At 40.2% G+C, this 21193-nt stretch carries 19 protein-coding genes; 13 read left to right on the forward strand and 6 right to left on the reverse strand.

Going from position 1 to position 21193, the window contains the following annotated elements; all coding sequences use genetic code 11:
• Positions 1-154: 154 nt before the first annotated feature.
• A complete protein-coding gene (locus GQF63_RS10660; RefSeq protein WP_160369215.1) occupies positions 155-349 on the forward strand; it encodes a transcriptional regulator in 195 nt (64 codons plus the stop codon).
• A gap of 109 nt (positions 350-458) precedes the next feature.
• On the opposite strand, the gene GQF63_RS10665 is transcribed toward GQF63_RS10660, so the two are convergent.
• Together GQF63_RS10665 and GQF63_RS10670 are read right to left on the reverse strand one after the other, a co-directional pair.
• On the reverse strand, positions 459-1214 hold the full coding sequence (locus GQF63_RS10665; protein ID WP_246163478.1) for a LytR/AlgR family response regulator transcription factor: 756 nt from the start codon (positions 1212-1214) through the stop codon (positions 459-461).
• Position 1215: 1 nt separating this feature from the next.
• Positions 1216-2829 carry a sensor histidine kinase gene (locus GQF63_RS10670; RefSeq protein ID WP_160369216.1) on the reverse strand — a complete coding sequence of 538 codons (1614 nt, stop codon included), beginning with the start codon at positions 2827-2829 and terminating at the stop codon, positions 1216-1218.
• A gap of 184 nt (positions 2830-3013) precedes the next feature.
• Between GQF63_RS10670 and GQF63_RS10675 the strand changes: the two genes are divergently transcribed.
• The 5 genes from GQF63_RS10675 (at position 3014) to GQF63_RS10695 (ending at position 7940) form a co-directional block, all read left to right on the forward strand.
• Complete coding sequence (locus tag GQF63_RS10675; protein WP_160369217.1) at positions 3014-3487, forward strand: N-acetyltransferase; 474 nt, start codon at positions 3014-3016, stop codon at positions 3485-3487.
• On the forward strand, positions 3474-3995 hold the full coding sequence (locus GQF63_RS10680; RefSeq protein WP_160369218.1) for a hypothetical protein: 522 nt from the start codon (positions 3474-3476) through the stop codon (positions 3993-3995). Before GQF63_RS10675 ends, GQF63_RS10680 begins: the two co-directional genes overlap by 14 nt.
• Before the next feature lie 257 nt (positions 3996-4252).
• Positions 4253-6217 carry a tetratricopeptide repeat-containing sensor histidine kinase gene (locus GQF63_RS10685; RefSeq protein WP_160369219.1) on the forward strand — a complete coding sequence of 655 codons (1965 nt, stop codon included), beginning with the start codon at positions 4253-4255 and terminating at the stop codon, positions 6215-6217.
• On the forward strand, positions 6207-6839 hold the full coding sequence (locus tag GQF63_RS10690; RefSeq protein ID WP_160369220.1) for a response regulator: 633 nt from the start codon (positions 6207-6209) through the stop codon (positions 6837-6839). The genes GQF63_RS10685 and GQF63_RS10690 overlap by 11 nt, the downstream gene beginning before the upstream one ends.
• A 90-nt stretch (positions 6840-6929) precedes the next feature.
• Positions 6930-7940 (forward strand): OmpA family protein, encoded by a 1011-nt coding sequence (locus GQF63_RS10695; RefSeq protein WP_160369221.1) that lies wholly within the window; start codon positions 6930-6932, stop codon positions 7938-7940.
• A gap of 27 nt (positions 7941-7967) precedes the next feature.
• On the opposite strand, the gene GQF63_RS10700 is transcribed toward GQF63_RS10695, so the two are convergent.
• Positions 7968-9071, reverse strand: coding sequence for a YARHG domain-containing protein (locus GQF63_RS10700; protein ID WP_160369222.1), 1104 nt, complete (start codon positions 9069-9071; stop codon positions 7968-7970).
• A gap of 161 nt (positions 9072-9232) precedes the next feature.
• Here GQF63_RS10700 and GQF63_RS10705 point away from each other — a divergent pair, with 161 nt between their 5' ends.
• Positions 9233-9592: a DUF4180 domain-containing protein gene (locus GQF63_RS10705; protein ID WP_160369223.1), complete on the forward strand. Its 360-nt coding sequence runs from the start codon at positions 9233-9235 to the stop codon at positions 9590-9592.
• Between the two features lie 28 nt (positions 9593-9620).
• On the opposite strand, the gene GQF63_RS10710 is transcribed toward GQF63_RS10705, so the two are convergent.
• Positions 9621-10400, reverse strand: a complete 780-nt coding sequence (locus tag GQF63_RS10710) for a 3-hydroxybutyrate dehydrogenase (RefSeq protein ID WP_160369224.1) — start codon at positions 10398-10400, stop codon at positions 9621-9623.
• A gap of 204 nt (positions 10401-10604) precedes the next feature.
• Between GQF63_RS10710 and GQF63_RS10715 the strand changes: the two genes are divergently transcribed.
• Complete coding sequence (locus GQF63_RS10715) at positions 10605-11558, forward strand: endonuclease/exonuclease/phosphatase family protein (protein ID WP_160369225.1); 954 nt, start codon at positions 10605-10607, stop codon at positions 11556-11558.
• Between the two features lie 87 nt (positions 11559-11645).
• On the opposite strand, the gene GQF63_RS10720 is transcribed toward GQF63_RS10715, so the two are convergent.
• Positions 11646-12764, reverse strand: coding sequence for a metallophosphoesterase (locus GQF63_RS10720; protein WP_160369226.1), 1119 nt, complete (start codon positions 12762-12764; stop codon positions 11646-11648).
• A gap of 378 nt (positions 12765-13142) precedes the next feature.
• Here GQF63_RS10720 and GQF63_RS10725 point away from each other — a divergent pair, with 378 nt between their 5' ends.
• Positions 13143-13589, forward strand: coding sequence for a hypothetical protein (locus tag GQF63_RS10725; RefSeq protein ID WP_160369227.1), 447 nt, complete (start codon positions 13143-13145; stop codon positions 13587-13589).
• A gap of 10 nt (positions 13590-13599) precedes the next feature.
• Positions 13600-14166 (forward strand): cytochrome b/b6 domain-containing protein, encoded by a 567-nt coding sequence (locus tag GQF63_RS10730; protein ID WP_160369228.1) that lies wholly within the window; start codon positions 13600-13602, stop codon positions 14164-14166.
• A 40-nt stretch (positions 14167-14206) separates the two neighbouring features.
• Here the strand turns inward: GQF63_RS10730 and GQF63_RS10735 are convergent, their stop codons facing one another.
• A complete protein-coding gene (locus GQF63_RS10735) occupies positions 14207-14617 on the reverse strand; it encodes a hypothetical protein (protein WP_160369229.1) in 411 nt (136 codons plus the stop codon).
• 156 nt (positions 14618-14773) lie between these two features.
• On the opposite strand from GQF63_RS10735, the gene GQF63_RS10740 reads away from it, so the two are divergent.
• The 3 genes from GQF63_RS10740 (at position 14774) to GQF63_RS10750 (ending at position 21099) form a co-directional block, all read left to right on the forward strand.
• Positions 14774-15175, forward strand: a complete 402-nt coding sequence (locus tag GQF63_RS10740) for a DUF3995 domain-containing protein (RefSeq protein WP_160369230.1) — start codon at positions 14774-14776, stop codon at positions 15173-15175.
• Positions 15176-16096: 921 nt separating this feature from the next.
• Positions 16097-19393, forward strand: coding sequence for a SusC/RagA family TonB-linked outer membrane protein (locus GQF63_RS10745; RefSeq protein ID WP_160369231.1), 3297 nt, complete (start codon positions 16097-16099; stop codon positions 19391-19393).
• A gap of 20 nt (positions 19394-19413) precedes the next feature.
• Positions 19414-21099: a SusD/RagB family nutrient-binding outer membrane lipoprotein gene (locus tag GQF63_RS10750; protein WP_160369232.1), complete on the forward strand. Its 1686-nt coding sequence runs from the start codon at positions 19414-19416 to the stop codon at positions 21097-21099.
• The last annotated feature ends 94 nt before the right edge of the window (positions 21100-21193 follow it).

Below are 21193 nucleotides of genomic sequence, written 5' to 3' on the forward strand. Positions count from 1 at the left end.
AGGGTGGTAAATAAGTCCCTCAACAATTCTTCTTGATTATACTTATCCATATATATGTTGAAGGCTGCTTAAAAAAATAATTTCAATTTGAACCTCCTATATTACACCTTGAATATTTTTCAAATTTAGTACCTTTAATAAAAATAAAACAGGCATGAAAACAGGTGATAGAGTTTTGATTTCTTCCCAAGTTACAGGAAGAAAGGATTGGACAGCAGCCACTGTAATTGAAGTCGAACAAAACCCTTATGCAGGTATTGTGATTACTGCAAAAGCGGATGATGGAGAGATCTTCTTTGAGAAAGAGGATATGTTCAGACTTTTGGATAACGAAGTATACGCGCGTTAGCCTACGGAATGGTTGATTCTTTTTAATAAATCAATTACTAACTAAAAGTTACGTGATTGATTTAAATAAAAACTCAAATAGCGGTATTCCGACAATACTAATCTCCCCCCTAAGCACCAGCCTGTTGTAGCGCCAGTTTTACCGTCTCCTTATTTGGTTTCGAAACGGGTATTTTTTCACCAGACACCAAGCGTAATACTCCCCCATCCTCTTTTAACCAGCTTTTCACGTATTTAGGATTTACCAAGTGGCTTTGGTGCGTTCTTAAAAAACCATTTGGGCTCAATAAGTCAGCATATTCTTTTAGCGATTTAGAAACCAGGATATTTTCACCTGAGGAAAGGAAAAAGTGGGTGTAGGTATTGTCGGCTTCACAGCGGACGATTTCCGATAGCGCCACATACCTTATTTCACCTTGCATCGGCAAGGCAATTTTGCTGCTATTCGCAACAGGCTTACTAAGCTGTTGCATTAGAAAATCAAGCTGTGAAGTTTGCACCTTCGCGGCAATCTTCTGTTCGGCTTTATTGACGGCAAGCACTAATTCTTCAATATCAATGGGTTTTAAAAGATAATCTAGGGCGGCAAATTTCACGGCTTGGATCCCATATTTATCATAAGCCGTAACAAAAATAACTTCAAAATTACGCTTTGGCAGAAGCTTGAGCACATCAAATCCGGTCTGCTCCCCCATTTGAATATCTAGAAACACGACCTCAGGCTCATGCGTTTGTATGGCAGCTACGGCATCAGCCACAGTTTGTGTGGTTTCGCAAATCCTTAGCTGCGGACAATGCTTTTCCAATAAAGTCTGCAGGTTTTCCAAGTTGGAGATTTCGTCATCTATTAAAACTGCTTTCATCATCTTATAACCAGTCTTTTAATGTTATGTTTATTTTCGTTCCATCGCTGTTTGACACCATCCCTAAGGTAATGTGATTTTCTTTATAAATACTATTCAGCAAGGCTATTCTGTGCCTACTTAATTGAAGCCCCAAGCCTGTATGTTGTTTCGCGACATCAAAGCCATGTCCATTATCTTTAATCGATAACAGTAAATCATGGCCTTCCTGAAGGAAGGAGATCAGGATCTTTCCGGCACCGGCTTTTGCTGCTAAAGCATGCTTTACGGCATTTTCTACAAAAGGCTGCAGCAACATACTCGGTATTTCTATATTCGTTAAATCTAGGCTTTCGGCATGCGTTATTTTATAGGTAAATCCGAATCGCAATTGCTCCATCTGGAGATAATCATGCAGGAGTTTTTCTTCTTGCGACAGGCTGATTCGTTCCTTATCATCAAGTACAGTACGCGTGAGGCGAGCAAACTTGGCAAGGTACTGATTCGCATGATCCACCTCGTTCTTATTCATCAAGTTTTGAATACCTGCCAGCGCATTGAACAGGAAATGCGGATTGAGCTGACTACGAATGGAGCTTAATTGCAGCTTCGCGATGTTTTCTTGTTGTTCTTTTTGAGCCAGCTTTTTTTTGTTTGCTTTTTTGTTGAAATAAAGGAGTAGGAAAAAGGCGAAACCAACAAGCAAGGCTGCCATCAGTGTATACCGTAAAAGCTCCTTTTTTGTATAATTTACCTGCTCTAACGCTATCGACAAGGTATATCTGGCGGTATATTCTTCGATATCCTTTGCCGACATTTTGCAATCAAAGCATTTTTTCCAATCGATTAAGGGTTGTATGCTAATTTCATAATCTCCTGATTTCTTAAAGATGCTTTTGTCCAGGCGAACATAGGGCATAAATTTATCGTTCTCATCAACCGTTCCCCCATATTCCCATAGCTTTGATTCGAATATGATTTGACCAGTTTGCTTGTCCTTGATGGTTGTATAATACAAGTAATCAATTTCCGAAACATCTTTTAAGATGGTTAACTGTTCGTCCTTTTCCGTAATGCTAAGCTTAATATTTTCCTCCGGATTGAGGATGCGATCGTAATCTACTCCCTTATATGTTGCAAAGCGTTTTGAAAGTGCTTTGATAACCGCTTTGGGGATACGCTTCCCATAAAAAACAGACTTCCAGATATTCTCGGGGTTTTCAACACTGTAAATCAGGATGCTGATTATTTTATCTTTTACAGGAAAATCGCCCAGTGTTTTTGCTAGCAACACTTCATCTGGCCTATTGACCGTTTTTAACTCCCCTTTTTCGATCGATTTATTGACAAGGATGGGCTTATTATCGACCAGTACGCTGTACCGATAACTTTCTACAGGTTCATCTAACTTGAAATAAATCTGAAGATTGATGCTATCCACTTCTGGAAGATAATTTAAGGCTGTTTTCGGCTGATTGGGAAACATCAAGGCATAGTAAACATTTTTAGCTGCACTATCTACACGCATCAGCAACCTGCCGCCTCCGGCGTAGGAATGGTTGTAATTAATGCCCCTTTGCGCATTCACAGCAATAAGCATCGTTAAAAGACTGAGGATCGTTAGCAGGCTTCTTTTCATGGCGGTTCGTTTAATATGCATCAAACTTCTCACAATAATAGCAAAACTAAAACCTTAAACTAGTAAAGGCAGGGCTGGAAATAGTAAAGGGCGGGTTTTGGGCTGAATTTGAGGGAAGGGTATGTTCAAGGAAAGGATAAGGAATTTGTTCCATAAAATGGAATAATTAAGGTATATTTACCATATGAACATTATTGAACTTTCATCTGGAAATGTGATTCCCATTGAAGTCTTACCTGTTCATGAAAGTGATTTTAAATCCATTACTAAAAAGAGATATTTTTTTAATTGGAGGACAGAAAAAGCTTTCGAAATATTAAAATTAATAATAAGAGGAGAACATGAAATTTTAGGACTCATTTCTTTTGAAAGGATTCCGAATGAATGTAGAATCCATATAAGACTGCTAACAGTTTCTGTTGAAAACAAAGGTGACCATAAAAAATACGATAAAATAGCGGGGAATCTAATTGCCTATGTAGCTAAGATTGCTGTAATGGATTATGCAGAATTAGCCTGCATTTCCTTAACTCCAAAATCAGCATTAGTAAATCATTATATGGAAAAATATCAAATGAATATTACTGGCAAAACACTGAGTTTAGAGGTTCCTGAAATTTTACATGTGATAAATCAATATGACAATGACGAGCACTAAAAATAATATAGATTTTGGCATTGATTCTAGATATCGCTCAAAAACGGAGAAAGATTCAGAATCTAATCAATTGATGAAGGCAAGGCTTAAAAGACAGCAGAATTTGTCGAAAGAACAAATCAACAATGCTAGACTCATGCAGCTTAAATTGAGAATGGAAGATTATTTACAAAACCCTGCATATGATGCTAAAAACTATTTCACTCAATTTCTAAAACAATATGTAGATTCTTTGTACTCAAAAAGAAGCAATTTTGCGCATGATATTAATATTACGCCTAATTTATTGAGTAAAATTTTAAATAACTACCGAGAGCCCAACCAAGAGTTTTTCTATAGGTTGATGATACATTCTGAAAAAGTATTTCAGCATATAGGAGAATTTCAGAAAAAGCTATGGATCCAAGTCTATTATCACGAAAAGATTTGTGACACTATGTTTGATCAAAACAATTGGAGACCTAAAATAGAAAAACAAATAAAACTGTCTGAATTAACTATAAAATAATAACTAGGTAGGTTTATTATTTGGGTAAGTGCTACTCGTTTAATGGAAATTCCTTTTGAATTGCATGATTTGCTCTGGAATGTAATTTCTCTATACTTCATAACAATAGGATAAAGTTATTTCTTATCATCAAAGCCCACCTCTCTTTAACATTCCTAGTGTCTTTCCTCTTTTCTCCTCCCCTCTTTCTTTCTAGTATTTAAAATCTCCTATTAATTCTGCATCTTTGGCTAATTTGCAAGCACCTTACCTATAGCATGAAGATATTTTGTTTTTTACTTTTTTTCCTTTCGTCCCTTTCGGCGCTTTATGCACAGCTCACCCCTCATGATCAACTTAAAAACGATAGTTTATTAACCTTATTAAAAACGGGCCATACGGATAGTATCCGGGCAAGGGCAGCTTTTCACCTTTCCAAGCTCTGGATTGACAACGATTCCACGAAAGGCGTACAGTTTCTTCAGCAGGGTAAAATTTTAGCCAAGGATAATGAATATCTAAATGCTATTTACCGATACCAGTCTATCCGCAGCTATAAGGATAAGCAAGAAGTGAAAGCCTTATTAGCTATTTTTAACCGCTATAAAAATCCAGACAGTTGGGATTATGCCTATCGACTATCCATCAACCGGGTAACCTGGCTCATTAATCAACCGCAACCCGAGGAAGCGATTGCGATGCTGCAGCAAGATGTAATCCCTTTGGTTCGGAAGCTTAAAAAACCAAACTTTCAGGCGGAAATAAACCTGGAGATGGGGAGAGCTTTTTACAATCAAGGGATGAACAACAAAGCGGTTCCCTATTTAGAAAAGTCCGCCGCCATTTATGAATCTATTCAACCCAAAGATCGAGTTCTCCTTTTAGATCATGCCCATACGCTGACCGTGTTAGCGAATGTGTATCATACCTTAATGAACGACAAGGCAGATTCGGTTATCCAACGCACCAAGTCGCTTTTGAAACAAGCGCCTAGCCTTCCGCAGGAGCTTCGTATCGTTTCATTAGCTGCCATGCGGCTGAACCAATCGGGGAAATTCCAAGCTGCAGAACAACTGATTAATCAAACGCTGGTTAAAACTAATGGCGTTCCAGTTCGCTACCTCCTCAGCTTACATTTCCAACGACACAAGGCCCGTATGGGGATGGGCGATTATCGGGCTGCCCTGCATTTATTACAACAAAGTCACCCTATCGATAGCATACAGCATCATCCTACAAAATATGCTGCCATCGATTTAAGCGAGTTATTACCAGCCTATGCGAAGACTTATGAGAAGCTTGGCGATTATAAACTAGCATCGGCATATTGGCAACAGTACATCCAACATCGCGATTCGGTAAGTAAAGATCAGATTGCAGCAGAGATTTCTAAACTGGAAGTACAACTAAGAACCCAGGAAAAGGATGCCGCCATACAAACCCTAGAAGCGGCACAAAGCGAAACCGCCCTACGCTTAAAAAACCAACGCATCTTGAATGGATTATTTGCTGCTGCCGCCGTTTTCCTATTAACGGTATTAGGCTTTATCCTATACATTTACCGAAGCAAGCAACGCGCGAATAAGGATAAAATTCAGCAAATAGAAACCGATAGCAAATTGGGCGTTGCAAACGCCCTATTGGAAGGTGAAGAAAGAGAACGACAGCGCATTGCTCGGGACTTACACGATAGCTTAGGCGGATCCTTAGCCGGTATCCGGATCCAACTGTCTGCTTCTCGGCAGGAACAGCATGCTCCCGATCCAACAATTGACCGTGCTATCGTGCAATTGGAACATGCCATTGCCGAGGTTCGCCGAATCGCCCGTAACATGATTCCCGAAAGCCTTTTGGCGAGAGGTCTTGATATAGCCTTGCAAGACCTCTGTGCGGCATTTTCACCATCGAGCATCCACATCGAATACCAATCTTCGGGTCTTTCTCCCGACATCCCTATCCTCATACAAACGAACATCTACCGCGTTGTGCAAGAACTGCTGGTTAATGCCATACGGCATGGGAAAGCTAGACAAATTATTGTACAGTGTATTCAGGAAGATAATCGTATTCTATTGACCGTAGAAGATGATGGACAAGGCTTCAAGCTGGAAGACACGGTTAAGAACCCTGGAATTGGCCTTCAGAACATTCAACGTCGGGTAGATTATATGCAAGGTCAGCTAAGCATAGAAAGTGAACCCGGCGAAGGTACCGCAGTAAATATTGAAATCCATGTCGACTAAGAAAATAAGTATAGCCATTCTTGATGATCATCCGATTGTAGTGGAAGGCATTCGCATGCTATTATTGCAATATAATCCTAAATTCGAAGTACACACTTTCGAAAGTGCTAAGGCCTTTTTCACCTTTTTGGAAAACAAGGTACATCTAGATGTATTGCTGTTGGACATCAACCTTCCCGATGGCAATGGGCTAAGCATCTGCAAGGAGCTGCTGCAACAAAACCCTACAATAAAAGTGCTTGCCTTGAGCAATGAAATCGAACAGAGTACCATCAAACAAATGTTTGATAATGGTGCCAAAGGCTATTTACTAAAAAGTACGCCTTCGGCTAAGATTATAGCCAGTGTCGAAGGGGTTTTGCAAGGACAAGTGGTCATGGATCCTGAAGTTATGAGCATATTAACCCGTGCAAGCCAATCCAAATGCTTTCCTACTCTCACCAAAAGGGAAAAACAATTAATTGCGCTGTTAGCAGAAGGAAAGACAACAACGGAAATTGCCGAGGAATTGTTTTTAAGCAAACTAACCATTGATACCTACCGTAAGAACTTATTGCAAAAGTTTTCCGTGAAGAATACCTCCCAATTGTTAATGCTTATTATGCAAGAAAACCTCCTATAATTAGGAGGGTAAAAACTCCTGTTTATCGGTATTTCAACAGCAATCTTCGTATGCTAACTTTGCTTACCAGAAACGGTAAAGAGTTCCCCAATGAAGAAAAAAGCATTATTACTTGCGAGCACAGTTCTTTTTCTCGCTTGCAACAACAGTCCAAAAGAAGGCGAAAGTCAGCAGCTAGATAGCGCTTCAACAACAGTAACCGATAGCGGCAATCTGACTACGGACAGCTCCGCCACTACCCCATTCGATATCACCCGATTACCCCTATCTACTGCGGATATCGGCGACTTCCCTTTCATCAATCTCCCACAAGGATTAGAAGAAATGAACAAGCCTATGGTTCGAAACTATGATGTCTGCTTTTTCCCTGTAGATGGCAAGATGACCCCTTTTGAAGGCAAGCTTTATAAAACCTTTGTATCACCAAAGCGAAGGGAGGATTTTTCACAGCATTATTTTGAAAAAAGCATGGCCAACTACCTCGAATCTGTTGGTGCTGTTAAAATATTCGATAGCGAAATTACCCGGGCAGAATTCGATCGATATAACAAGCAGGATGCAAACAAAGGAGGCGAAGGCGATATGGGATATCCGGGAAGTATAATTAAGTTCTGGGCAATACGGAGTGCCGATCAGGGAAATATTTACATCCAATATACGGCGAATAATGCCGGTGGCACCTTGAATGTCCTGCAAGAAGCTGGATTTGAACAGACAATTACAAAAATAACTGCCGATCAGATTGCGGAAGAGTTGACCCAAAAAGGAAAAGCTATTCTATACATCAATTTCGACAGCAACAAGGCTGATCTAACCGCAGAGGGCAAGGAAGTGGTGCAAGAAATTGCTGCCGCCTTGAAAAAAGAAAACAGCCTGAACATTAGCATTGAAGGCCATACCGACAATTCAGGGAATGCAGCACACAATAAGACCTTATCGGAACAACGCGCCAATGCTGTATTGCAAGCCCTCACGAAGGATGGTATAGAACAGAATCGCCTTAAATCGGCAGGCTTCGGTGCAGAGAAACCCCTCCTAGCAAACGACTCAGAAGAAAACAAAGCTAAAAACAGACGGGTTGAACTGGTAAAAACTAATTAATGAAATTACTTCATGAAATATGGCTCTTTATTTCCATTGCTTCATCCAGTCCTTTTCTGCTTGCCATAAGCCATCATCTGTTGGCGAATAGTTTGCATTAGGCATGTACCATGCTAAGCCCGTATAAACCGACTGCAATTCCTTGTCTTTAAATATATAGCCACGTCGTGCATAGGGTAGATTCCGTAATATTTTCTTTTCCTTGGCTGTTTTATTATCGCCATAAAAGGCCATATCCTGTGCATAAATGGAATAAGGTAAATACTGCGCAACTCCCTTTGTTTCCGAAACGCCTATATTGGGACTGAAACTCTGAATATAAAGCTCGCCTTTGGGGCTGAAATTCTTCTTTTGAAAAACGATGCTACCCTTCCGAATATAGAACCTGGAAGCATCCACATTTAATATGGAATTTGCTGAACCCACCACGTCCTGCACCTTGCCTTGACCTTGTATTTTCCAATCCTTGCTATGCTTATAAAAGGATTTCGACAAATAGAAATCCTCAAACTCGCCCATATCGATTTCCAACGTAAAATCATCAATCTGTTTATTGGCCCACCGATTAGCCGCCGTCAGCACATATTCAAAATAATAGTTGTAGGCCACTCCACCCGACACATCAAACGTATAAGTATGCTTAATGATATTTTTACCCTTTTTAAAATTGGCCTTAAAGTGATATACATAGAAAAAATCTACTTCATTTCCTTCTTTGTTTCCTTTAAATGTCTTTAAATCAATGGCCTTAATTTTTCCAGCCTGATTATATAAGCTATCCTCTACATAAGCCACCTGATAGGTCAAGTCCTTATTGTTCATTTGTACCGTAAAGTCTCGCATATAAGGATGTTTCCCATTCTTCGGAGCACCATCCACATCTCCATTGGGCGACATGGCTTCAAATCCAACGATGATTTCCTTGGCATTGCCCGGATTGAAAAACTCGTAATACACGGACACCTGAATATACTTGTTGTCCAGTTTTTTGATTTTCAACACTTCCTTCTGCACGGATATTTCCGTTTCACTAATAGGGATAAGCTGATTGCCGGAAGCGTAGAAAGCACCATCATTGGCATATAGGCATTGACTTAGCAGCAAAATAAATAAGGATAATACGATTCTCATAGATAGTGATTAGTGCCGTGATAATTTTAGACCTCTTCACACACTAACAGGCAAATAATCTGCCAGATATGCATTGGAGCTTCTTGTTTATTACCTATTTTTATAGGAAAAGTAAAATGGAACAGAATCATCAGCTTTGAAAAAGCTTGAAATCATTAGACATGAGAATTAAAAATCACGACTTACAACATGGTAAAATAGCGGAGGTTTTTTCCGACAGTCCTCTTTTTGGTAATAGCGAGCAAGCATTGGATTTATTAGGGGATCTATATTATCAGGGCTACGACCATATCATGCTGCACGTTGAAAATATCCACCCCGATTTCTTTGAACTCAGAAACGGCCTGGCAGGAGAAATTTTACAGAAATTCGCTAATTACCGAATGAATCTTGCCATTGTCGGCGATCTTTCTCCGTATACCAGCAAGAGCCTAAAGGATTTTGTATATGAGAGCAATCAAAACAGACTCATTAATTTTATGCCAACAACAACGGAGGCATTAACTAAATGGGATACTTAAGCAACAACTGTATAATACAATCTTTCTTTTATTGTGCGGTATAACCTCCGTCAATAACCACCGCTTGGCCAGTAACTCCGCCTGCTTTTGTGCTGCACAAAAAGGCCACATAATCGGCAACCTCCTGAACGGCTAGCAACTTCTTTTGCGGAACTAAGGGATAAATTACTTCCTCCAATACTTTCTCCAAGGGCACATTCCTGGTCTTGGCCAGGTCTGCAAGTTGGTTTCTCACTAAGGGCGTATCCACATATCCAGGACAAACCGCATTTACCGTAATGCCATATTCAGCAGCTTCTAAGGCGGCCACCTTAGTCAAGCCGATAACCCCATGTTTGGCACTGTTGTATGCGGCCTTACCCGCAAAACCCACCAATCCATTGATAGAGGCAATATTGATGATGCGCCCCCATCGTTTCGCTTTCATATGCGGCAACACCTGCTTTATGGTAATAAAGGGAGCCACCAGCATAATTTTCACCAGCAGCTCAAACTTCGCGGTCGGGAACTCTTCAATAGGTGCTACAAATTGCATCCCAGCATTATTAATTAAGATATCTATGCCTCCATAAAGCGTTTGTGATTGCTGAACTGCTTCCTCAATAGCCGCTTCACTGGATACATCACAAGGCAAAGCATAAACATCCAGCTGCTGCGATCGTAATAAGGCTGCAGCAGCTTCTACTTTTTGCGCGTCCAGATCCGTTATCACCACCCTTTTTCCTTCTTGAGCCAAGGTTTTTGCTATTTCTAAACCAATACCACTTGCAGCGCCTGTAATAAACACCAGCTTTTGATTGCTTTCCATATGATTAATCTAAGTCCTTGAATTGTATCTCCTGAAAATACTGAATTTCATCCAATAAAAAGAGTCGCTTAAAAGCGATTAAGAAAAAATAATTCCCTTTTTCTTAATAAAAGAATAACATAAAACAACAGAAAGTATTTATAAAATGTTTATTTTTATTTCATTATTATTTATTTTAATTACATACCCTTTCAAAATAAACAAATGAACCTAATCAAAGACCTGTTTTCAACCTTAAAAAAAGGCAAATCCTACGCAATAACCGTATTGATTTGCCTGCTCAGTTTTTATGCTACGCGAAGCCAAGCCCAAGAGGAACTCTGCATCCTAAGTTACAATGTGATGCATGGCTTTGAGGGCGATAGCAGTATCATGAATCGCTATAAGACCTGGATCCAACAGGAAGTAAAACCCGATATTATCCTTTACCAGGAAATGAATGGCTTTAGCAAAGAAAAATTAGCTTCCTTTGCGGCAAGTTATGGCCACCCCTATACTGCCATCCTGAATACAGAGTCTGGACTAAACCCCACCCACCCTTTGGCCATCAGCTCAAAATTCCCGATTAAGGATGTCGAGTTTAAGATTGATGACATGTGGCATGGCTACTTGATGGCCAAGGTAGCAAACCTGCATATTATGGTTACCCATATGGCTCCATTTACGGTGAAAGACAGACAACGCGATGTGCAAACCATCTTAAAACGCATACATCAGCTGCCTGGCAAAGCGAACATCTTGGTTGCTGGTGATTTTAATGCCTTGGCGCGATCAGATGCCGACCATTATGGCCCCACCTTGCTGAAGTCCTTACAAAAGTTGGAAGGTCGGCTAGAACCTAAAAGCGGAACAGCCATTGTAAAATACAGAACCATCTACCGCAACAACTTGACCGATGGGCAGATAGATTATACCGTTACGGATGCCATGCTTGCCGGTGGATTAAAAGATACATTTCGAGAGAAAAACAAGAATTTCAAACATAGTGCACCCATTAAGGCCAATATGACAAAAAAATCAACCCCGAGAAGGATTGATTATATCTGGACCAATGAAACGCTGTTGAAGAAGGTAAAAAGCATAGATATTATTCATGATGATTATACCGAAGCCATATCCGACCATTATCCAGTTCTCATTAAAATATCCAAGAAATAAATAAAGAAGATCATTAGCAGGGTGCCGGGAGGCAATCCTTGAGGGAAAACAGGGTCAGCCTTTGGTTAAGGCTGACCCTGCTTGTTATTATTTTGAATTTCCAAGCTTAAAGCTGAAATTATTGCGGGCATCTGTTTTATAAGCATGCTCCTGCGTTGTTGGGGATATCCCAAATAATGGTGAATAGGTTTTCACATTCACGGTGGTATTATCGGGCATAAATTCCAGAATCCTTAACCAGCCATCCCCCCCATTACCATGTCTATGACCGCCCCCTTCAGATTGGCTATCAAAAAGCATTTGATGCACCGGTTTTCCGGCAGCATTTTTATCCGCGCGGTATCCTTCGCCTGAAATATGACCACATAACACCATGTCGATATTATGGGCAGGTTTCACTAATTTCTCCCAAATCTGCTCGCCAGAATTAGCTTTAGGCAGGGTAATTCTTTCCGATTTTTGAATTTGATTATCAATAGCATAAGGTTCGTAAATAAACCATTTCGGCGCCGCCACAGTACGTTTATCCTTTTCACTTAAGTACGCATGCGTTGTTAAAATAATGCGGTGGTCTTTGTATTGAGGTAAGGCAGCAACACGGCTCGCCCAGGTCAACACCGTATCCCGAGGGGCATACTCCACCGTCATAAACAAATAGTCTTTCCCATTGATATCTTTAATCTCGTAAGCAGAGTTCTCCAGCGTTGGCTGCCCATGCTCGTTGGTGCTGTTCTGCACAATGATTTGCCGATTTTTAAAGTTCTTATCAATTTGAAAAAACTCCTGGAAGCGGGAATTCCGCTTGCCCGAGAAGTCGATGCTGTAATCATGATTTCCGGTAGCCGTAATATAAGGCACTTTTCCATCTAACTTAGAAAAGGTTTGCGACACAAACTCCCATTGCCGCTGTGCCGATTGGTCACCATCATGCCCTTGATTAATAATATCATTTTGCTCGACTAAATCGCCGACACAAACAACCATTTTGATGTTCAAACTGTCCACATTATCTTCCACCCAACGCATCATCAAGTCCAAGATGGGTTGATTTCGATTGAACTTCGAGTAATTTTGAACATCAGGAATCATCACAATAGACCAGGCTTTCGGATCGGATAATTTAGGCTTCTCAAACTTAGCTTGAGCCAAGGCAAACTGTATGCTGCATGCAAACAATAAAGCCGTAAAAAGGGTGATTTTTTTCATTTTATGTATCAATAAACGGTTTAGAATATGTTATTCATCGTGGTATTCGCTTTTCGGGGTATCCCTTATTGCAAATTAGCTTACCTATTTTTCATTAAATTAGCTTTATAAAACTTACTAATTCAAATTTATTTATAAATATTTTAAATATAAAATAACATAAAATAAATAAATGTAAAGATATTGTTAAGGAATTAAGGAAGTAGGAAGAAGTAAGATAGCGCAATAGCTTATCTGCCGGCTAAAAATTATTTCCAATTAATTTTTATTCCTACTATAAAGATATCAAAACCTTACCTACCTTTATTATATTTCTACGAGCAGCTAAAAATACCCGAGACACATTCCTTTTATCAAACCCTATAAATTAATTATACCATGAGAATTGTATTAATCGGCGTTGCAAGCTTATTCCTCTTGGCCTGCAACCAAACAACTAAACAGCAAGCGGCAGCATTGCCAGAAGAAACCGAACATCACCATGCTGAAACCAGCGAAGGCCTTGTTCTCAATCAAGGCGAAAAATGGCCAGTAAATGCGGAAATGAAGCCCTATGCGCAAGAAGGCGAAGCCTTAATAAACCAATACCAAGAGGCAAACCAAACGGATTACAAGCAGTTGGCCCTACAACTTAGCACACAAAACAAAGAGCTTGTTAAGAGCTGTACCATGGATGGCAAGGCCCACGAAGAATTACACAAATGGCTGCATCCGCACCTCACCTTGGTTAAAGACTTAGAAACTGCCAGCAGCACCGAACAGGCAAATGAATTGATCGAGAAAATAAAACAATCATACGCCACTTATCACGAATATTTTAATTGATTGAAATACCATGGAAACCAAACCCGTTAAAAAATTTACCGCCTTTCACCGGTTATTGCATTGGATTATGGCCATCGCCATGCCCGTATTATTTATTACCGGATTTTTACGCATGTATTGGATGAGCAAGGGCATCATCATCAGCAGCGTGGAAAGCAATATTGCTAACGTATCCAAAGAGCAGCTCGGCAATATTGTCAAAAGCATCCGCTCGCCCATGTGGGAATGGCACGAGCTATTTGCCCATATTATGATCTTCTCTTTCCTAGCTCGCATCATTTATATGCTGGTCAAAGGCATTCGTTTTCCCAACCCCTTTAAATCGCAAATTCCAATGAAGGAAAGATTACAAGGACTAACCTACGTCTATTTCTATGTATTTGTCTTCATTTCCGCTGTCACTGGCATTGCCATAGAAAAAGGATTTTTCACGGCCTATAAAGAAACCATCGAAACCGTACATAAATGGGGATTGTATTGGTTTCCAATCTTTATCCTGCTGCACATCGGCGGAATTTTTCTAGCAGAACGTGGTCGCCAAAAAGGAATTTCTTCCAAAATGATTGGCGGCGATTAAATAGGTTTACATCAGTTAACAGTATTTAAAGGGAATAACCTTATTGCTTATTCCCTTTAAAAATAAAATTAGCCTCGGTCGGCACTTCTCTATTTGTAGTTACCGATAGGTATTTATCAGCTACCTCATAAATAAAAATCCCTTTCGGGTCATTTACGTCCGGATTCATCAAATCTCCCTCAATGCTTTCTACGGTAAAAGTCTTCGCCGTTGCGCCATACTTAGGGTCTGGTGTTACCCGCAATTCGGTATCACTTACTTTGGTAATGGTAACTTTCGCATCTTTAATTTCGGTATGTGGCACTTTAGGAACCATCACCTTTAAGGTGCCGCGATACGTTCCTACGGCCTCTTCAATAGGAAACTCTTTCGAATCTTTGCTACAGGAACTTAAAGCAGTAGAGCCCATGGCAATAAGGGCAAGGCATACTAATTTAATTTTTGCTTTCATAGGTTGTTATGTGTAATTCACAGAAGCGATTCCCAAATATCTTGCCAAGAAATATTTGTTGTAAACAGCTATTTTTAGTTAAATATTTTTAACAGCATGAGCCTGAAAGCCTTATCTTAGCAAAGAAAAATAAAATCATCATCATACCTACAACCTATGCTCATTACTTACACCCTATCCTTTATTTTTCTCTGTATCGCAGGAATACATTTATACTGGGCCTTTGGCGGCCAATTCGGGAAAATGGCAAGTGTACCCAGCACTGTAAGTGGCGAGCCTCTGTTTATACCCGGCCCTTTGCCTTGCATCCTCGTGGCTTTAGCCTTCTTCGCTTTTACCCTGGTTCTTCATCTTCCTGAAATCTTTATTTACAACTTGGATTTGTTGCCCATTGCTTCATGGATCTTAGTCGCCATTTTCGCCTTCCGTATCATCGGCGATTTTAACTATATCGGACTCTTTAAAAAAGTAAAACAAACGGATTTCGCGATACTGGATAACCGATTTATTATTCCTCTATGTTTACTTATTACGGTATTGTTGATAATTCGGAATTAATTCAAATCCTTAATTTCCTTTTTCTTAATTAATAGTCTGTACATCAACCTCCCTCATCCCTTCTTTCGAAAATTCTTTCCCATTCCAATGTTGTAAAAGGTAATTCAACTCTTCTATAATTGCAGTGGATGAATTTGCCACATAATGCTCCTTATTGATTTGTCCGACAAAGCGTTAGATCATCATGTTTATATAATGTTTTGTCCCCTCTTTCTCTACCCTATTTCTCCCCTTTCCAAAGGGGATTGAAAAGGGTGAGAAAGGGGTGAGAAAGGGAGGTGAAATGGAAGTGAGCAAAAGGAGGATGAAAGGAGGGTGAAGTTTAGGCAGGTGTTGTCATCGTACTGTCATCGTACTGTCATCGTGAGCGGAGTCGAACGACTGGTACGTCAATGCAATCAACAATAAATAATAAAGTCACTTAAAACTTTTTTTATAAACATCTCATTCCTGGCAACAAATGAGATGTTTGTGTAAAATATTGTTAATAAATATGTTACGCATAAATTATTGCACTGACGTACCAGTCGTTCGACTCCGCTCACGATGACAATACTTGCCGGCACTTATTATAAAGCGTGCCGTAGTTTGCAAGCAATGCCAAATCATGTCATCACCTTCCAATAAATTTTGCAAACATTTTACCCCCTCACGATGACAGCACGACGACAGTACAATGACAGCACGATGACAGCACGATGAAAACACATTCTTAACAATTAAATACCAACTACTTAAAAGAAATTTATAATATTTTGTAATAAATTTTTTACAAAATTTAGAAACAAATTTGTATTTTAGCGTTAATATTTACACTAAAGAATAAATTAATTAACCAAAAATCCACTTTAATACAACACTAACTAAACAAGACTAAATCATTGTATCACACAACTACACCTTTATTTTTTTGCCAATCTAATGATGAATTTACTTTACAAACAAATCACATCCCTCCTATTCTTGCTTTTGCTTTGCGGTATCTCAACTGTATATGCGCAAAAAAGCATCTCCGGAACGGTTCGTTCTGAACAAGGCCCGCTTACAGGGGTTACCGTACAGCTCATTGGGAGCATAAAAAAAACACAAACGAATGCTACAGGTCAATTTAGTATAGAAGCTAAAATTGGCGATAAGCTACGTTTTTCCATTATCGGTTATACTAGCCTCGTGCTCAGCGTCGATAAAGAAACCATGCAAGTGAACTTGCAAACAGAATCGGCGAGCATCGATGAGGTTGTAATAACGGGTTTAGGCGAATCGCGCGAACGCCGACAATTGGGTTATAGCATGACCCAGATTAGCAGCGAGGATATCCGTAAAACAAATGCTATTAATCCTATTGCGGCCTTGCAAGGACTTGTTCCCGGCCTGCAAGTCAATGTTGGAACCGGCGGACCGCAATCTACATCACGCTTTCAAATTCGCGGTGCCTCTTCTTTAAACCAGTATGGAAACACCCCCTTAGTTGTAATCGATGGAATTATCATGGACGAAGAGGTGGTATTACCGAACCGTGGAGGCGACCAAGATTTTGGGAATATTCTTAAAAACATCAACATCGATGATATTGAGTCTATATCGGTGATAAACGGCGGATCTGTAACCGCTTTATATGGTAGTAGAGCAAGTAATGGTGTCATCTTAATTAGCACCAAAAAAGGCTATTCGCAAAAAGGATTAGGCATAAACTTTACGCATAGCCAAGGATTCGACAAGCCCTACTCCAGTACAGAAATGCAAAATAAATATGGACCAGGTTCTAATCCAACTTTGATTTTCCAAAAGGATAATGATGGAAATGAATTAATGCCAGCGCAAAACTATGCCTATAGTTTTGGACCAGCATTCGATGGGAGAACCTTAAAAGATATTGATGGCCGCATGATTAAATACCAGGCCAACAACAATGCCCTATCCATTTTTCAAACGGGCCGTTATATGAATTCCAACCTGGGAATACAAGGCGGAAACGAACAAACTACCTTTCGCTTTTCCTATTCTAACATGTATTCACACGGTGTGGCACCCAATAATAAATTAACCCGAAATAATTTCAATTTCCGTGCTACCCATCGTATTGGTGAAATACTGCTTTTAGACGCCAATGCAACTTATGTAAACGGACAAAGTTTCAATCCTCAATATGGCGGTGAACGCTGGAATATGGGAAATAACCTTTTCTATAGTCTTTCCTATGGGATGCCCCGCACCTATGACCTAGCCCATTGGCGACATAACTATTTAGACCCGATTCAAGGCGGTGTCAATACAACTGACCCGACGGGGAAAGCAGCCATTTTATTTTTACTTTACGAAAATAAACAACAACAAAGTGAAGATAATTTCAGAGGTTCTTTCAATGCTAAAATTAATTTCAATCGTTACTTTCAGTTAGAAAACAATTTTTCAGCAAACCTCTTTAACACGCACTTAGAGGTAAAAAACAGGGGCTATCAAAAGGCATTTCATGGAGGCTATTATGCTACCTACACATCCAGAGTATTACAAACTCGCTACCGAAGCAACCTGAATTATAATCAATCCTTTGAAGACTTCGAGGTATTTACACAGGCCGGTATGGAACTGAACCATTCCTTAAGAAACGGCCTTCGAGCACGAGCTCCAAAACTAAATATTCCGGATGTCTTTCGCTTATCAAATGCCAGTGAAAAGTTTATGGACGAAGATAAACCCAATCAATTCCGTTCTATATCAGCATTCTTCCAGGCGTCCCTGACCTATAAACAAAACCTCAACTTGAATTTATATGGTCGTAACGATTGGGATTCAAGTTTGGTGTATCCGGATGGCCGCGGTAATTTCAGTTACTTTTACCCGGGCATGGATATCGCTTGGACATTTTCCGATATGTTAAAGCTACCGCAACATATCATCAATTATGGGAAGCTACGATTCTCCTACAACCAAGTCGGTAAGGGAACAAGTGTATACAATGCTATGACTGGCTATTATTTGCCGCGTGACATTTACGATAAAATACCGAATTATGGTTTTGACTCTAAGAAACTCGGAAATGCCGACTTAAAACCCGAACGTAGTGACACCTGGGAAGCCGGAACCGAAATAAAGATGTTGCAAAACCGTTTTGGTTTTGACTTTACCTTCTATAGAAAAAACACCAAAAACCAAATTATTAATTTGCCGATTAGCCGGGAAAGCGGCGTTACGTCGAAATTAATTAATAGCGGTTTGATCCGAAACCAAGGTATTGAACTTAAAGTATTTGGAACCCCAATAAAAACCCAAAACTTCTCTTGGGACATGTACTTCAACTACACCCGAAATTGGAATAAAATTATTGATTTAGCACCTGGCGTAACCACCCATGAGTTAGATGGAGATGATGGCATCCGAGCCATAGCTGTAGTCGGTGGAGAATACGGTACCTTAATTGCCCGGTATGGACATGCGCGCTACCAGGCAAAAGATGAACAAGGGAATGCGGTAGCTCATAAGTACAATGGCCAACCGGTGATGAATGCATCAGGTACTCTTGCTTATTATGTACGCTCACAAGATTATGCACATGGCACCGAAAGGGAAGTAACCCTAGGTTCAACACTCCCGAAATTCTTAGGTAGCATCATCAATAAATTCAATTACAAGTCCTTTAGTTTAAGTTTTATGTTGGATGCTAAATTCGGCGGATTGGTTTATTCACCAACGTACAATTACGGTATGCAAACAGGTCAGATTGCGAATTCACTTTACGGCCGTATGGGTGAAGCTGGCAGCGTATCATACAGCGATTCCAAAGGCAATGAAGCATGGGGAATGATTCCTGAAGGTGTTTTTGGCCAGGGTGTGAAAATTAATGGAACCAATGTAGAAGGGATGAGTTATCAGGATGCGATGGATGCTGGTTTATTAAAACCGATAAATGCCGTGAACTACTACAATATAACCTATGGCTGGGGAAATGGCATCCGGGAGAAATCAGTCTTCAAATCCTCTTGGGTTATGCTACGTGATATTTCCGCCAGTTATGACCTGCCGAAAAATTTAACTTCTAAAATGAAGTTAAATAACCTACGTATGACCATCAGCGCCAGAAATATAGGCTATTTATACAATAGTTTACCTGTTAATTTAAACCCAGAAGACTATCGGTCTAATGGTTCCGTTTCTGCCTTCTTAGGGGGTGGATCGCCATTAATCCGAAACTTCTCTTTCACTATAAACACCAACTTTTAACGGCATTAGTTATGATTGCTATGAAATTTGTAAAACAAACCCTCCTAATCCTTTCCGCATGTTGCTTTTTAACGGCATGCGACAAAGATAAATTCGGTCGCTATAACACCGACCCCGATGCTGTCATAAGCCTTGATCCTGATTTATTACTCACCCGGGCGATTATCAACATCCACGACAATGATTTTGAAGCCTTTTACGATAATTACAGCTATATCAGCCGTTGGTCTCGTGTTTTTTTACAACGATCCGGCAACAGCATTGACGTCACGCAGAATGCCTCGAACGCCAATCATCGCTATGGAAAATTCTTCGAAGACAGTGGCCCTATATTAGTTGATATCCAAGAGCTTATTGATAAGTTACCGGCCGAACAGCAAGCGCGGTTAATATATAAAAGAGCGATTCCGACCATCCTGAAGGTATACCAATATTGGTATGTGTCGGATGTGAATGGCAGCCTGCCTTACAAAGAAGCATTTCAAGCCCGTTATCAAGGAACTTTAACCCCGAAATATGAAACGCAGGATGAACTGTACCATTTATTTGATGCCGATTTAAAAGAAGCCGCAACCATTTTAAGCACGGTTCAGAAGGAAGAACAAGTATCCTACGGACAGGCCGATTTATACTTCCAGGGCGATGCAAAAAAATGGGCAAAAGCGGCAAATTCCATGCGTTTATTAATAGCCTTGCGCTTATCGAAAAGAGATCCAGAACGGGTAAAGACCATTGTAAAGGAGGTGTTAAACCATCCTGCCGGCCTTATTGAAAATCCCGCAGAAAGCTGGGTATTCAAAGCGCGCGCAGGATTTACCGCCGGCGGCAATTGGAATATTTCCGGCAATGGACGCGCCTTTGTGGGCGAACATGGCGTGGTAGACTATATGTGGGAGACCAAAGACCCAAGATTGCAGCTCTTCTTCAAAGAAAACATGTGGAATATAGAAAATTTCGAAGAGGCAAAAGCGCAGGAGGTCATTCCGAAAGATGCCGTATTTGACGAACGCCGATACTATGGCCAATATTCCAATCCATCAGCCAATAAGGACCCGAAAAAAGCGCGCTTCTTACGCCCCCTAAGCGTTAAGAAAGGAAAAAACACCCTCTTTCTGGATACGGTTTCCCGCATTCAAGATCGATTATTTCATCCAGACAATAATGGGGGAAAAGGTTCTGGCATATTTCCCATTTTAACCTATGCTGATTTATGCTTTATTCGTGCCGAACTTGCTCAACGTGGCTGGTCGTCGGAACAGCCCAAGGAATGGTATGATAAAGGGGTGAGAGCTTCCTTAGACTTTTATAATGAGTTGGCCATGCGGGCGCAAATTGAACCCTATAACCCATTGACGAGTTTGGACATCGATGGATTCCTACAACAACCGGACATCGTTTTTCAACCCGCTAAAGGACTAGAACAAATCGTTTTACAGGCATATCTAAACTATTTTAGAAACTTTAATGAAGCCTGGGCGCTGATTAAAAGAACAGGCATGCCGAACGAACAAACTCGCTTATCTTTTGAACCATGGAAAGACGAGGAAAGAATTTTAGAAATGCCGAGGCGTTTTCCGATTAATTATCCAGGAATTGGTGATTACAACTTTGAAAACAAGAAAAATGCTTTAGATGAAATGGTCAAGGATCCTGATTTCGGTTTACCGTCCAGCATCCAAGGTCGCGTGTGGTGGGACAAAAAATAAGAACTCCTTTATCCATATATAATCCGGGGAGTTTCCATTGGGGAACTCCCTTTTTTAATAAAAAAACGGCCTGTTTTTTCAAACAGACCGCTTT

Source organism: Sphingobacterium humi (assembly GCF_009768885.1).
In the GTDB taxonomy this organism is placed as follows: Bacteria; Bacteroidota; Bacteroidia; order Sphingobacteriales; family Sphingobacteriaceae; genus Sphingobacterium; species Sphingobacterium humi.

Coding starts and splice junctions, on each gene's coding strand:
- GQF63_RS10700 (WP_160369222.1), bottom strand. CDS start 9,071: ATGAGAATCGTATTATCCTTATTTATTTTGCTGCTAAGTCAATGCCTA.
- GQF63_RS10725 (WP_160369227.1), top strand. CDS start 13,143: ATGAGAATTGTATTAATCGGCGTTGCAAGCTTATTCCTCTTGGCCTGC.
- GQF63_RS10710 (WP_160369224.1), bottom strand. CDS start 10,400: ATGGAAAGCAATCAAAAGCTGGTGTTTATTACAGGCGCTGCAAGTGGT.
- GQF63_RS10705 (WP_160369223.1), top strand. CDS start 9,233: ATGAGAATTAAAAATCACGACTTACAACATGGTAAAATAGCGGAGGTT.
- GQF63_RS10735 (WP_160369229.1), bottom strand. CDS start 14,617: ATGAAAGCAAAAATTAAATTAGTATGCCTTGCCCTTATTGCCATGGGC.
- GQF63_RS10740 (WP_160369230.1), top strand. CDS start 14,774: ATGCTCATTACTTACACCCTATCCTTTATTTTTCTCTGTATCGCAGGA.
- GQF63_RS10750 (WP_160369232.1), top strand. CDS start 19,414: ATGAAATTTGTAAAACAAACCCTCCTAATCCTTTCCGCATGTTGCTTT.
- GQF63_RS10730 (WP_160369228.1), top strand. CDS start 13,600: ATGGAAACCAAACCCGTTAAAAAATTTACCGCCTTTCACCGGTTATTG.
- GQF63_RS10720 (WP_160369226.1), bottom strand. CDS start 12,764: ATGAAAAAAATCACCCTTTTTACGGCTTTATTGTTTGCATGCAGCATA.
- GQF63_RS10745 (WP_160369231.1), top strand. CDS start 16,097: ATGATGAATTTACTTTACAAACAAATCACATCCCTCCTATTCTTGCTT.
- GQF63_RS10665 (WP_246163478.1), bottom strand. CDS start 1,214: ATGATGAAAGCAGTTTTAATAGATGACGAAATCTCCAACTTGGAAAAC.
- GQF63_RS10675 (WP_160369217.1), top strand. CDS start 3,014: ATGAACATTATTGAACTTTCATCTGGAAATGTGATTCCCATTGAAGTC.
- GQF63_RS10690 (WP_160369220.1), top strand. CDS start 6,207: ATGTCGACTAAGAAAATAAGTATAGCCATTCTTGATGATCATCCGATT.
- GQF63_RS10685 (WP_160369219.1), top strand. CDS start 4,253: ATGAAGATATTTTGTTTTTTACTTTTTTTCCTTTCGTCCCTTTCGGCG.
- GQF63_RS10715 (WP_160369225.1), top strand. CDS start 10,605: ATGAACCTAATCAAAGACCTGTTTTCAACCTTAAAAAAAGGCAAATCC.
- GQF63_RS10680 (WP_160369218.1), top strand. CDS start 3,474: ATGACGAGCACTAAAAATAATATAGATTTTGGCATTGATTCTAGATAT.
- GQF63_RS10660 (WP_160369215.1), top strand. CDS start 155: ATGAAAACAGGTGATAGAGTTTTGATTTCTTCCCAAGTTACAGGAAGA.
- GQF63_RS10670 (WP_160369216.1), bottom strand. CDS start 2,829: ATGAAAAGAAGCCTGCTAACGATCCTCAGTCTTTTAACGATGCTTATT.
- GQF63_RS10695 (WP_160369221.1), top strand. CDS start 6,930: ATGAAGAAAAAAGCATTATTACTTGCGAGCACAGTTCTTTTTCTCGCT.